Origin of the sequence: Chryseobacterium sp. SIMBA_028 (assembly GCF_046535285.1) — a bacterium.
In the GTDB taxonomy this organism is placed as follows: domain Bacteria; phylum Bacteroidota; class Bacteroidia; order Flavobacteriales; family Weeksellaceae; genus Chryseobacterium.
This window is the reverse complement of record NZ_JAWRWZ010000002.1, coordinates 1-12493: the sequence shown is the minus strand read 5'-3', so window position 1 is coordinate 12493 and position 12493 is coordinate 1. Positions and strand designations below refer to the sequence as shown.

The 12493-nt window shown below is 35.9% G+C and carries 13 protein-coding genes and 1 tRNA gene; 5 read left to right on the top strand and 9 right to left on the bottom strand.

Features of this window, described 5'->3' with window-relative positions:
- Positions 1 to 56: 56 nt before the first annotated feature.
- The 6 genes from SCA31_RS02300 to SCA31_RS02275 all read right to left on the bottom strand — a co-directional run bounded on the left by SCA31_RS02300 (position 57) and on the right by SCA31_RS02275 (position 5494).
- Positions 57 to 1400: an ammonium transporter gene (locus SCA31_RS02300; protein WP_410695216.1), complete on the bottom strand. Its 1344-nt coding sequence runs from the start codon at positions 1398 to 1400 to the stop codon at positions 57 to 59.
- A gap of 99 nt (positions 1401 to 1499) precedes the next feature.
- On the bottom strand, positions 1500 to 2150 hold the full coding sequence (locus SCA31_RS02295; RefSeq protein WP_410695214.1) for an alpha/beta hydrolase: 651 nt from the start codon (positions 2148 to 2150) through the stop codon (positions 1500 to 1502).
- Positions 2151 to 2348: 198 nt separating this feature from the next.
- Positions 2349 to 2978, bottom strand: a complete 630-nt coding sequence (locus SCA31_RS02290) for a YceI family protein (RefSeq protein WP_410695212.1) — start codon at positions 2976 to 2978, stop codon at positions 2349 to 2351.
- Between the two features lie 78 nt (positions 2979 to 3056).
- Positions 3057 to 3623 (bottom strand): YceI family protein, encoded by a 567-nt coding sequence (locus SCA31_RS02285; RefSeq protein WP_106916551.1) that lies wholly within the window; start codon positions 3621 to 3623, stop codon positions 3057 to 3059.
- 141 nt (positions 3624 to 3764) lie between these two features.
- Positions 3765 to 4814, bottom strand: a complete 1050-nt coding sequence (locus SCA31_RS02280; RefSeq protein ID WP_410695210.1) for a glucokinase — start codon at positions 4812 to 4814, stop codon at positions 3765 to 3767.
- A gap of 116 nt (positions 4815 to 4930) precedes the next feature.
- Entirely contained in the window at positions 4931 to 5494 is a 564-nt protein-coding gene (locus SCA31_RS02275) for a hypothetical protein (RefSeq protein ID WP_410695208.1), read from the bottom strand.
- Between the two features lie 363 nt (positions 5495 to 5857).
- Here SCA31_RS02275 and SCA31_RS02270 point away from each other — a divergent pair, with 363 nt between their 5' ends.
- Both SCA31_RS02270 and SCA31_RS02265 read left to right on the top strand, forming a co-directional pair.
- Positions 5858 to 7237: a DUF1800 family protein gene (locus SCA31_RS02270; protein ID WP_410695206.1), complete on the top strand. Its 1380-nt coding sequence runs from the start codon at positions 5858 to 5860 to the stop codon at positions 7235 to 7237.
- A gap of 174 nt (positions 7238 to 7411) precedes the next feature.
- Positions 7412 to 8596 (top strand): DUF1501 domain-containing protein, encoded by a 1185-nt coding sequence (locus tag SCA31_RS02265; RefSeq protein WP_410695204.1) that lies wholly within the window; start codon positions 7412 to 7414, stop codon positions 8594 to 8596.
- Between the two features lie 181 nt (positions 8597 to 8777).
- On the opposite strand, the gene SCA31_RS02260 is transcribed toward SCA31_RS02265, so the two are convergent.
- From SCA31_RS02260 to SCA31_RS02250, 3 genes are all read right to left on the bottom strand, one after another.
- A complete protein-coding gene (locus tag SCA31_RS02260; RefSeq protein ID WP_410695202.1) occupies positions 8778 to 8915 on the bottom strand; it encodes a hypothetical protein in 138 nt (45 codons plus the stop codon).
- Between the two features lie 96 nt (positions 8916 to 9011).
- Positions 9012 to 10046: a helix-turn-helix transcriptional regulator gene (locus tag SCA31_RS02255; RefSeq protein WP_410695200.1), complete on the bottom strand. Its 1035-nt coding sequence runs from the start codon at positions 10044 to 10046 to the stop codon at positions 9012 to 9014.
- A gap of 75 nt (positions 10047 to 10121) precedes the next feature.
- Positions 10122 to 10457 carry a HopJ type III effector protein gene (locus tag SCA31_RS02250; protein ID WP_410695198.1) on the bottom strand — a complete coding sequence of 112 codons (336 nt, stop codon included), beginning with the start codon at positions 10455 to 10457 and terminating at the stop codon, positions 10122 to 10124.
- Between the two features lie 166 nt (positions 10458 to 10623).
- On the opposite strand from SCA31_RS02250, the gene SCA31_RS02245 reads away from it, so the two are divergent.
- From SCA31_RS02245 to SCA31_RS02235, 3 genes are all read left to right on the top strand, one after another.
- Positions 10624 to 12006 (top strand): RtcB family protein, encoded by a 1383-nt coding sequence (locus SCA31_RS02245; protein ID WP_410695197.1) that lies wholly within the window; start codon positions 10624 to 10626, stop codon positions 12004 to 12006.
- Positions 12007 to 12044: 38 nt separating this feature from the next.
- Positions 12045 to 12144 (top strand) — tRNA-OTHER (locus tag SCA31_RS02240).
- A gap of 168 nt (positions 12145 to 12312) precedes the next feature.
- Positions 12313 to 12465 (top strand): hypothetical protein, encoded by a 153-nt coding sequence (locus SCA31_RS02235; protein ID WP_410695195.1) that lies wholly within the window; start codon positions 12313 to 12315, stop codon positions 12463 to 12465.
- The last annotated feature ends 28 nt before the right edge of the window (positions 12466 to 12493 follow it).

The following is a 12493-nucleotide window of genomic DNA, read 5'->3' as shown; positions in this document are numbered from 1 at the left end:
TTTTGATTTTTATTAATATCATTCAGGGCATTAGGTACAACTTAATGTCCTTTTTATTAACTGAAACTTTCCTCATGTTGAGACAGGTCAAGCCCTTTATTTTCAGACTCTTCAGAAACTCTGAGCGTAATGATCGAATTGGTAATCTTATATAAAAGCAATGAACCGAAGAACGTAAAAACGGAAACCAAAACCAATGCAGCCATGTGATGAAGAAATACTTCAATACCGCCATGAAGCAGGCTCGCATTTTCACCATGGGCAAAAATAGCAGTCAGGATCATTCCCATAATTCCCCCTACACCGTGACAGGCAAAAACATCCAGTGTATCATCAATCTTCTTTAAAGCTTTCCAGTTGACCATCACATTAGAAACAATGGCCGAAATAAAGCCTATAAAAAGACTCTCCTGAATACTAACAAATCCACATCCGGGAGTAATGGCCACCAATCCTACAACGGCACCAATACAAGCACCTAATGCAGAAACACTTCTTCCGCTGATTCTATCAAAAAATATCCAGGTTATCATTGCTGAAGCAGAGGCTATCGTAGTTGTTCCAAAGGCTGTGGCTGCAGATGCAGACGCACTTAATGCTGATCCGGCATTAAACCCGAACCAACCAAACCACAGCATTCCTGTCCCCAAAAGCACATAAGGAATATTAGACGGTTCATGGTGGGAAATTTTTCTATTTCCTACAACCAACGCACCTGCAAGAGCAGCAAAACCGGCACTCATATGCACCACGGTTCCTCCTGCAAAGTCTTTCACTCCAAAATATTTATTTAAAAGACCATCAGGATGCCAAACCATATGGCAAAGCGGCGTATAAATGAAAAGAGAGAAAAGAACAATAAATAAAAGATAGGAAATGAAACGAACTCTTTCTGCAAAAGATCCTGTAATAATTGCAGGAGTAATCACTGCAAACTTCATCTGAAACAAAGCAAAAAGAATGAAAGGAATGGTAGATGCCATCATTTTGTGAGGGAAAATACCCACTCCGCTAAAGAATGGATAGCTCAGTGGATTGCCAATGATCCCGTAATGATTGCCATTGATATTGGGACCTAAAGATTCTCCAAAAGATAAAGAAAATCCTATCACCACCCATAAAATAGAGATAACCCCTAAAGCAATAAAGCTTTGCAGCATCGTAGAAATTACATTTTTCTTACCCACCATTCCCCCATAGAAAAAAGAAAGCCCTGGAGTCATCAGTAAAACAAGGCCTGCCGCCGCAAGAATCCAGGCCACGTCTGCACCCACAATCTTATCTTCACTTAGGAACTCACCAGAGCTGGTAGCGTCTGAAGTGGGATTCCAGAATAAACCACCGATTGCCACAAGGGCAATAATGGAGAACGAAACGATCCATTTTAATCCTATTTTCATAAAATTTCATATTTAACCCTATCAAATTTAAACATAAAACCTTATAAAAATACATTTTTAACAAACCAACCCCATAAAAAAATTATTTAGAAAATAATATTATCCATTTTTCTGAAATACCTCATTCAATATTTTAGAAACTTCCTTGGATTTGGTAGCGGGAAATAAGTGAGTTCCACCTTTAATTACATAGTCTGGTTTTGAGTAACGGACCGGAAAAACAATATCCTTATCTCCCAATATCTGGATCACCTTTGGATTCTCTTCAAATTTCCACTCGGAAACTTTCTCCACAGACCATTTTAAATAGTAAGGATCTCTGACCTTGAAATATTGTAAAAGCTTTGGATTTTTAGGGTCAAAAAGCTTTCGCACCAAAGCATATACACTGGCAGCTTTAGTATTAAATAACCCTACAGGAAGCATTCTGGGGATCTTTGTTACTTCACCGGTCTTGATAAATTTGGACTTTTCTTTATCTGATTTGATACTTCCCAGGATAACTACTTTTTCTGCAGGCTTCAGCTGATTGATCTCCTGCACCATAATTCCTCCAAAAGAATACCCCAGCAGACAAAATGGTTCTGAAGTATCCACTTTCTCAGCCATCCTTTCCACATAAGCATAAAAAGATTCATCTTTTTCAGGAATAAGCCAGTCTATAAAAACCAATTCATAATCCTTGGGAAACTCTATTCTTTCAAGCACCTTAAAGTCTGCTCCAAGACCGCTTACAATATAAATTTTCATGGTACTAAATTATAAAAAATACGGTAAAAAGAAATGGGTTACATCTAAAGAATAGGATTAATCTGAAAGAATATGTTTAATGATTATTTTCTCACAAACCTAGATTTTATCGTAGGGTTCAACCCTTAGTTTGCAAATTTCCACAAAAAAAGAGCAGTTCCTTAGAACCGCTCATTTTTATCAATATAGTATTTAATCTTATTTTTTCTTTTTAACAGGAACTCTGTTATCGTTATCCAGCAATTCTGTAGAAACTTTAAACTGAATATCCATTTCATTCTTGATGAAATAATCTTTTAATGAAGATTGATAGAACACCTTAAAGTCTCTTCTGTTCAGAGAGAATTTAGCAGACTCAATTGATGTTGTAAACTGAGTAACATATACATTCGCAGGGAAAGATATTGTTTTTCTCACTCCTTTAAGGGTAAGGTCTCCGTATACGGTAGAGTTATACTCACTGTTTGCTAAAGGAATAATTTTAGTCAAGTGGAATTTGGCTACAGGGAATTTTTTTACTTCAAAGAAGTTGGTACTTTTCAGGTCATTAGTAAGCTTGATCTGATCTTCATCAGAAACATCTCCTGCCATCATACTTCTCATGTCTATTATAAATTCTCCGTCTACCAAAACGGTGTGGTCAAAGTTGAATTTTCCACTCTTCAGTTTTACAGTTCCGGAATGTGAGGAAGCTTCGGTTTTTACCACCTTATATCCCCACCATCTGATCTCTGATGAAGTGACCTTTGATACCTTATCAAATTTCTTTTGAGCAGAAACAAATGATATACTTGCGCACACCATAGCAAACAATAGTAATCTTTTCATTCTTTTTTATTTACAATTCAACAAAAATAAAAAAAAGTGTAGAACTTCTACACTTTTAATAATCTTTTTTTGATTAATTTATTGAGCAGTCACCTTAACGAGCATATCAATATCATCTTTCACAAAAACATCCTGCATCGTAGACTTGTAAGCTACATCAAATTTCTGTCTGTCGAAAGAGAATTTGTTAGATACTAAACTTACTACTCCTTTGCTGTAAGAAATTTTAGCAGGGAAAGTAACCGGGCTTGTTTTTCCTTTTAAAGTAAGGGTTCCAGTTACTAAAGAATTGTACACTTTATCGTTGTTTTTCTTTACTCCTGTAATTTTGAAAGTAGCAGTCGGGAATTTTTCAACTTCAAAGAAGTCACCATTCTTAAGGTGCCCGTTTAGTTTTTGCTGATACTCTCCTGTAAGGTCAGTAGCATTAATAGAAGTCATATCCAATACGAAGCTTCCTCCTACAAGTTGGTTTCCTTTCATTACCATATCTCCTGACTTTACTTTTACAGTTCCGTCATGAGAACTTGCCTCAGATTTTGCTACTTTATATCCCCACCAGTGAACATCAGATGCAACTACTTTTTTTGACTGTCCGAAAGCTAAACCACCAGCTAAAACTGCTAATAAAAATATTTTTTTCATTGATAGAATTGTTTACTTATTTAGTGATGCAAATGTAACTATCTTATTCGATAGATTTCATTGATGTATATCAAGAAATTTAATTATTTTTATGAATAATATCATCCTATAAAAAAACTCCGAATTTCTTCGGAGTTCTCTTTATTCTTGGTAGTAGGCTGTATAAAGTGCCATACCTTTTAATGCCGTATGATTTTGCTTAACCAGATAGATCGGAATGTTTTTAAGCATTCCTTCCATTTTATCACTGATCTTGAATTTTTCATAAAACTTAGTCTTATCGACGTATTCTATGACCATCTGAGGAATATCCCCTGCAATCAGTAACCCGCCGGTTGCTTTCAGTTTTAAGGTCAGGTTATTGGCTTCTCTTGCCAAAAACTCAAGGAAAGTATCTAAAGCAATTTTGCAAATTAAAACATTATCCTCTACCGCTGCTTTGTAAAGTTCTTGAGCGAAGTTTCCATTAGTAAGACGTTCTCCCAGCCATTCCGGTTCAGGGTGTCTTTTAACATCTCTTAAGAATCTATAGATATTGAACAAACCTGTCTTGGAAAGTACATTTTCCCAGCTTACAATTCCATAGATATTATTTAGGAATTGATAAAACTCAACTTCTACATTGGTTCTTGGTGAAAACTCAGAATGTCCACCCTCTGTTGCAAAAGGTCTTAAATTTTTTCCATCAAAGAAATATCCTGCTTCTCCAAGTCCGTTTCCGGGAGCAAGGATCGCTACATTTCCTTTTTCAAGATGACCGCTGGTATAGATCGCTTCAAGATCACTGTCTTCAAGAAGAGCCATTCCGTAGGCTGATGCTTCCATATCGTTCAGCATATCTACTTTCTCGAACCCGAAGTCTCTCTTAAATTCTTCAACGTCTAAATTCCAGCCCAATCTTGCAGGACTACTTTTACCGTCAATAACCGGCCCCGGCACAGCCATTCCCAGACGTTGTACGTTTTCCAACTGATTATCCTGGGTAAACTTCCTTAGAATATCATTAAAGGAAGCATATTCCTTGGTAGAATATGTATTTTGAATTTTTATCTCAAGACCTCCGTTACCGGAAACGAAGTAGCCTAAGATTGTTACATCTTCACGGAGGCTTGCCCCAATGATAGAAACATTATCATTATTACTGTTCTCTACTCCTGGTAAATAAAGTGGAAATTTTGGATTCAGAATCATAACCTCAAATTTTACCAAATATAATAATTGTTTTCGTAAATCCTGCACAGAACAAAAAAACCTTTTCACTTTCGTGAAAAGGTTTTGGTTAATAATTGTTTATATATTAAATCTAACTACTTTCCTAATGGAATATTATAACCGAATCCTACTCCGATATTCCCCACATTATAGTCCTGACCAGCTAAATCTCCTTTTGTTCCTACAAAAACCTTTTGGTATTGTACGAAGAAGTTCCAGTCTCTGTTGTGGTATCCGATCTCCGGTTTAATGTAGAAACCACCGTTGGCTCTTTCTACATTTGTGTTGGAAGCTACTGTTTTATCTCCAACCAAGAACCCGTATCCTAAATCAGTTCCAAAATAGAAACCAGTTTGTTTTGGATAGATTCTTACTAAAGCTGCTACAGGAACTACTCCTACATCATTATTTTTATAACCGTTATTTTCTTTTGCGAAATAGTGAGTATATCCTGTTGCGATCCCTAAACCGAACCCAGGAGTAATCAAGTTCTGATAAGCTACATCCACTCCTACTGCAGCAGAAAGATTATCTGAAGGAACTGCCAAACCAACATTCGCACCTACCTTGATCATATTAGTCATTTTTGAGTCCTGTGCGCTTGCTATTCCTGCTGTTAAAATACCAGCTAGCAATATTGCTTGTTTAAACATTTTCATAACTCTATTTTTTTTAAATTTTACTAAACAAGAGGATGTAAAAATCGTGCCAAGGAAAGCTATATCTTTTATTTTAACACTCAACAAAAACATAAAACAATGAATATCAACGTCTTATTTTTAACAAAATTTAAATGTTTGTTTAACAAAAATTATCAAAAAAGGAGTTAAAAAAGTAGAATTAAAGAAAAAAAGGTTCACAATTAGGAATCAGGAAGTATATTGTACAATAAACAGAGAGCAGAATAGGTTTTGGACAGTAAACAATGCCAACTCTAGCTTGTAATAATATTAACAAACCTTAACCCGTTATTATTTTAACCTTATTACAGCAATTTCATCAAAAAAATAAATAATCTCACCATGGCTGATTCATTAGTAAAGAACAAGCATCTTCTTTGGCGTGCCGGTTTCGGTATCGGCATCAATCAGATTGATGATTTGAAGAATAAAAATATCAAAACGTTGCTGAATGAATTATTTAAAGAAGACAGCTTTAGTGAGATCACCTATGATACTCCTGACATAGATTCAACAGCAGATTATATGAACAGTACGGCTCCGGCTGAAAAGAAAAAGGAAATGCAGCGGCTTAACAGGGAACAGAATAATGAACTGAACCTCAATCTTCTGGATACAATAGTAAACAGCAAAGAGCAAATGAGAGAAAAGATGGCTTTTTTCTGGCATGGACATTTTGCATCAAGAGTTCTGAATCCAAAATTCAACCAACAGCTTTTAAATACAATCCGGAAGAATGCCCTGGGAAACTTTAGGGAGTTACTTTTTGAAGTAAGCCAATCACCGGCAATGCTCAATTTTCTGAATAATCAACAGAACAAAAAAGATCATCCCAATGAAAATTTTGCCCGTGAAGTAATGGAACTTTTTACCATGGGAAGAGGAAATTACACTGAAAAAGATGTAAGAGAAGGTGCCAGAGCGTTTACTGGCTGGAGCTATGATAAAGAGGGAAATTTTAAGGAAAGGAAAAATCAGCATGATGAGGGAACAAAGACTTTCTTAGGTAAAACCGGTAATTTTGACGGAAGTGATGCTCTACATATTATACTTGAACAAAAGGCTACAGCCAGGTTTATTACTACTAAAATCTATACGTTTTTTGTGAATGAAAATGTAGATCATGATATAGTCAATACGCTAAGCTCCAATTTCTATAGTTCCGGTTATGATATTAAAAAACTGATGATTGAAATATTTTCAAGCTCATGGTTTTATGATCAGAAAAATATAGGAAACAGGATAAAATCTCCTGTAGAACTGATGGCCGGAATGATGCGGGTGCTTCCAATGCAGATTCAGAATCCTGAAAACCTCATCGTATATCAAAAACTATTAGGGCAAATGTTACTTTACCCGCCCAACGTTTCAGGCTGGCCCAACGGAAAATCCTGGATTGACAGTTCTACATTGATGCTGAGACTTCAGATCCCACAGATATGGTCCGGTCTTCGGCCATTAGAATATAGCCCGAGACAGGATGATGACATTGATATGGGAATGAAATCTAAGGAAACAACCTTAAATAAGACCTTTAAAAACCCCAATATCACCATAGACTGGGATCGTCTAGATAAAATTTTCGCTCATAAAAACTGTGAAGATTATCTGATTCAAAATGCAAAAAGTCTGGATATGAATACGGTAAAGAATTTCTCCGACAAGAGTTTAAAGATGAATATTATCAACCTTATGTCTACCCCTGAATATCAGTTAATGTAGAGAGTATATTTTAGGGTACAGGCAATAGCAAATTACCGTTTAGCCTTCCTGTCTATTATTTACTATTTAATTCCATAATAGGTTTAAAAACAATTAGTAATAAAAATATAGTCCAGTTCTACAATGTACAACCAGCAACCCATCATCTGCCACCTTTAACCTAAAAGTAAAATTATGTTAATCAAAAGAAGAGAATTCCTTAAAATAAGTTCATTGGCAACAGCTTCTTTACTGATGCCTAATTTTCTAAAGGCCATGACACTGGACGAAGCCTTAGCTCCTCATCAGAATATCCTGGTAGTACTCCAGTTTACGGGAGGAAATGATGGACTGAATACTATTATCCCTGTAAAGAATGACATTTATTTCAGAGAAAGAAAAACACTTGCTGTTCAGGATGCTTTATCCCTTACAGATGAAGCAGGAATTAACCCTTCCCTCTCCTACTTTAAGAAACTCTTTGACGATGGGGAACTTTCTGTGATGAACAATGTAGGGTACCCCAATCCTGACAAGTCTCATTTCCGAAGTATGGATATCTGGCAATCTGCAAGCAGAAGTGATGAGTTTTTGGAAACCGGCTGGCTTGGCCGTTTTCTGGATGAGGAGTGCTACCGTTGTGAGCATCCTACCCAAGCACTGGAGGTAGATGACATGCTAAGCCTTGCCTTAAAGGGAGAAAACAATAAAGCATTTGCATTTAAAGATCCCAAAAGGTTATATCAGACAAGTCAGGAAAAGTATTTCAAATCACTTTACGACCATCATCATGATGATGAAACGGTTTCTTATCTTTATCAAACATTGGGATCTACGATCAATAATGCAGACTATATTTTTGAAAAAAGTAAGGCTAAAAAAACGGAACAGACTTATCCTAATTCTCAACTGGGAAAAGATTTTAAAACAGTAGCCTCTCTCATCAAATCAGATATTAATACTCAGGTTTATTATCTTTCCATCGGAAGTTTTGATACTCACGTCAATCAGAATGATAGACAAAAAAAATTATTTGGAGACATCAATGAGGCTGTAAAATCCTTTGTTGCTGATATGAAAAGTAATGGATTATTCAATAACATTCTATTGATGACGTTTTCTGAATTCGGACGCCGGGTTGCCCAAAATGCCAGCAACGGAACAGATCATGGAACAGCCAACCAGATGTTTTTCATCGGCGGAAACCTCAAAAAGAAGGGACTATTAAATGCACTTCCTGACCTGCAAAACCTAAATGAAGGAGATCTTATTTATAAAGAAGATTTTAGAAAAGTATATGCCACTATTTTGAGAAACTGGCTTAAGGCAGATTCTTCGAAAGTCTTGGGATGGAAAGACGGAATCTATGATTTTATATAAATCCTATGGAATTTAAACTACAAAGGCTCAAAAGTTTCTAAACGCTTAAGTAATTTTTAAGCTACAAAACTTATGTAAAAGAAGTTCACTTAAGTTTATTGAATATCCACAAAAAAAGAGACTATCCGTTATGATACGATAGTCTCTTTTCAATAATTTTAAATTTTAACTACTTTTACGTTTAAGCAGTAATCTGCTTGGGTTCTTTCTCTTTCTGATCATCTTTTTTATCAAGTCTCTCAGATATTTTTTTAACGATATATTCTATCGCTATAGGTGCTATAATGGCAATTAATGCTTTAAATATTCTTGATTTCATAGTGCTATTTTGTACCTAACTACTACAATTTCCAAGCCAAGATAAAAAAAACAGATAATTTTGTGGTTATACTTCATTTATGCAAATGAGGATTACCTATAGATCTTGCACAGACTCTTCTTTAAGAACGTTTAGATCCTGATAATTTTTATGCCCTGCCCTGAACTTTTCTTCCATTCTCAGTTTTAGTTTCTGTGGTTTATGGACAATCAGAGTATCTCCAAAGCCTAACAGCAGTCTTTCCAGTTCAAAGTTGATCTGCACACAGATTTTAAACAAAGTTCCGTCCTTTGTTTCATTAATGATCTCCTGGCTTTTATGCAGTGGTTTTGTTTTCACATAAGGGGCATTGGCTGAGTCTACAAAAAATATAACGTTTCTGGGCTGCATTGATTCTGCAACCGTAACGCCTACAATATCTTTGAAGTATTCATCACCATCCAGATCCTTATCTATATAGGAAAGGCTTTCATCTGCTTCAATATTCTCCATTCTGTCCAGAGCCAGATTATACATTTTCTGCTTGTAAAGACAGATGAGAAACCAGCGGTTATTAAATTCTTTCAATAATTGAGGGTGGACGGTATAAATACTCGACTCTTTTGCTGTAAAGCTCTTGTAAAGAATTTTTAATACCTTTTTATTGACAATACTTTCATACAGAATATCAATATGCTCCAGTCCTTTCAACTGTTCATTTTTATCTAAATGAATGATTGATTTTTGGTTGGTAGCATGAATAGAATCCTCCAACTTCTGAATCACTCCGTTCATCTCCTTAAACATGGAAAAGTCCTTGAACTGTTTCAGGATCTGAACAGCATTATTCATCGCTTTCAGGTCACTTTCATTCACAGAAATATTATGAATGCTATAATCCGGATCGCTGTATCGGTAGTATTTTCTTTCATACACCTCAATGGGGGCTTCATATCCGAACTTTTCACTTCGCATATTCTGCAAATCGAGCTGAATCGTTCTTTTGCTTACATAAGATTCTTTTCCTTCAAACTCGAACAACGCTTCAGAGCATTCGTCAATAAGATCTTCAAGGGTATACTTTCGATACTTATTTTTGAGACATTTATCCAACGTCTTGTAACGGATCAGTGCATTTTTATTGGATGACATGATTGTAATATTTAATTGCCAGGCTTCAATGCGGAAGCATTATATAAGCAAATTAGCAAATTCCCTTTTCCAAAATTATTTCTCCTTTAAAGCTTCAGCCTCAAAGGAAACACCCTCCCATCCAAATTCCATGAAGTTTCTGATGTTCTGATGATCATTTCCATTGGGATTTTTTAGCACGTCTTCTCTATAAAATTCTCCAAAAAGAGAAAGGGTCTGCCCTTTAGTCAGTCCCTGAAGTTTAGCAAAGCTAAAAACCTTGCATGAGCCATTATTTTGTCCTGCTTCGTTTGCGGTGCTTCCATTTTTGAATGCAGTAGGCGTAAAATCATAATGTTGATCAATGTAAGCAATAACTTCACTGAATTCAATCGTTTCCGGAAAATGCTGTAACTGTTCTAATAATACCATAAAAATTGGTTTTAAATTATATTATTTGATAGCTAATAGATGGATATCGAATTAGCCTTTTTGATTTTATTTATTTGTTTTTGTAAAAATAATCAAAAATTTCTTATCTACGCAAAACTATTGCGCAACAAGAGTATTACTTTGCATTATCAAAATGAGAAAACAAATGGAATTTAATGGAAATCACTTAATCGAATTAGGATATAGACCAGCTCAATGGTTCAAAGATGCCATTACTTATATCAATGAAAATAATCTGAATGAAGATCAGATCAAGGAATATCTGGAACTGTTCAAACAACCTGAACTTATTCCGCTCCATGAAACACCCAAGGATTTTATCATCAATATCAGGGCTGAACATGAAAGTGAAGATGATAATGTAGAAAAGGTAATCAAAACGATGAAAGTTTTGATGAAGACACCTACACTAACAGCAGGAGCAATTATGCCGGATGCCTGTCCTACAGGTCCGGTAGGTCAGATCCCGGTAGGGGGTGTGGTAGTTGCAAAAAATGCTATTCATCCGGGATTCCATAGCGCAGATATTTGTTGTTCTGTGATGCTTACAGACTTTGGAAAAGTAAACCCTAAGGATATTCTGGATACCGCTCATTCAATAACGCACTTTGGATATGGAGGGAGACCAAGAGGTGAACAGATGCCTATGTCTCAGGAATTGATGGAGGCATTTAGAGAAAACTATTTTTTAAATGATGAGAAACTGATCAGTATTGCACGTTCTCATATGGGAACTCAGGGAGATGGAAACCATTTCTTGTTTGTAGGAATCTCAAAAAATACAGGAAATACAATGTTGGTAACCCATCACGGATCAAGAGCTCCAGGGGCGGCATTATATAATAAAGGAATGAAAGTAGCTAACCGTTTCAGACAGGATATTTCTCCTGAAACATTAAGGGAAAATGCGTGGATTCCTTATGATACTGAAGAGGGTAAGTCATATTGGGAAGCTCTCCAGTTAATCAGAACATGGACGAAAGAAAATCATACATCTATTCATGATGCAGTATTAAACAAACTGGAAATAGAGAAAGAAAACAGATATTGGAATGAGCATAATTTTGTATTCAAGGATGGTGATTTGTTCTATCATGCTAAAGGAGCAACACCGCTGGATGATAAATTCATGCCTGATATTACCGGACCAAGACTGATTCCTTTGAATATGGCAGAGCCTGTATTGATTGTTCAGGGTAAAACGAATGAAAGAAACCTTGGTTTTGCGCCTCATGGAGCAGGAAGAAACTTTAGTAGAAGTCAGCATAAAAGGTCTATGGCTCATAAAACGACTGAAGAAATCTTTAATGAAGAAACCAAAGGGCTGGATATCCGTTTCTACTCCAATGAAATTGATATTTCTGAGTTACCCAGTGCTTATAAAAGTGCTAAAAACGTGAGAGCCCAGATTGAGGAGTACGGGCTTTGTGAAGTTCTGGATGAAGTAATGCCTTACGGATGTATCATGGCCGGTGATGTTCAGAAAAACGCACCATGGAAGAAAAAGAAGAAATACAGAAATCCATAATCTGTAATTTTTAATCATAAAAAACTAATAATGATGGATGGGCAGCAGCTCAGCTGGTTAGAGCAACAACAACTTTCCGCTGTTGGCAAACGAAGTTCCTCAACTTGTGGGACGCAGGTTCGAATCCTGCCTGCTCAGCAAAAATGATAGAAAGCACAGGTTTTCTGTCCACAAAAAATAAAGGCAAAGGGAGTTCCTATAATTCACTGGTATTACTCCCCGCTTTTTCAAAATTATAGGTAAAAGGAGTTCCTATAGCATTTTTCTTTTAAAAAAATTACTCCTCACTTATTTAATTTTTATATCATGAAAACACTTCAACTTTTCAATGCCGTACTGGCTAAAAAAACAGATGAAAAACCTTTTATATCCAATGATGGTTTTATCATTGAACCTGATGCGCTTTGGGCTGTATGTCTTCAAAAGAAAATGGACTTTCTCTTAGGGAGTGTTTGTTAGTTTAAAGTTATAATAAAAGTTGATTTCC

Bases quoted from the DNA above. Each gene is read 5' to 3' on its own strand.
- SCA31_RS02275 (WP_410695208.1), bottom strand. From the start codon at position 5,494: ATGAAAATGTTTAAACAAGCAATATTGCTAGCTGGTATTTTAACAGCA.
- SCA31_RS02235 (WP_410695195.1), top strand. From the start codon at position 12,313: ATGAAAACACTTCAACTTTTCAATGCCGTACTGGCTAAAAAAACAGAT.
- SCA31_RS02285 (WP_106916551.1), bottom strand. From the start codon at position 3,623: ATGAAAAAAATATTTTTATTAGCAGTTTTAGCTGGTGGTTTAGCTTTC.
- SCA31_RS02300 (WP_410695216.1), bottom strand. From the start codon at position 1,400: ATGAAAATAGGATTAAAATGGATCGTTTCGTTCTCCATTATTGCCCTT.
- SCA31_RS02280 (WP_410695210.1), bottom strand. From the start codon at position 4,814: ATGATTCTGAATCCAAAATTTCCACTTTATTTACCAGGAGTAGAGAAC.
- SCA31_RS02290 (WP_410695212.1), bottom strand. From the start codon at position 2,978: ATGAAAAGATTACTATTGTTTGCTATGGTGTGCGCAAGTATATCATTT.
- SCA31_RS02260 (WP_410695202.1), bottom strand. From the start codon at position 8,915: ATGAAATCAAGAATATTTAAAGCATTAATTGCCATTATAGCACCTATA.
- SCA31_RS02265 (WP_410695204.1), top strand. From the start codon at position 7,412: ATGTTAATCAAAAGAAGAGAATTCCTTAAAATAAGTTCATTGGCAACA.
- SCA31_RS02270 (WP_410695206.1), top strand. From the start codon at position 5,858: ATGGCTGATTCATTAGTAAAGAACAAGCATCTTCTTTGGCGTGCCGGT.
- SCA31_RS02250 (WP_410695198.1), bottom strand. From the start codon at position 10,457: ATGGTATTATTAGAACAGTTACAGCATTTTCCGGAAACGATTGAATTC.
- SCA31_RS02245 (WP_410695197.1), top strand. From the start codon at position 10,624: ATGGAATTTAATGGAAATCACTTAATCGAATTAGGATATAGACCAGCT.
- SCA31_RS02255 (WP_410695200.1), bottom strand. From the start codon at position 10,046: ATGTCATCCAATAAAAATGCACTGATCCGTTACAAGACGTTGGATAAA.
- SCA31_RS02295 (WP_410695214.1), bottom strand. From the start codon at position 2,150: ATGAAAATTTATATTGTAAGCGGTCTTGGAGCAGACTTTAAGGTGCTT.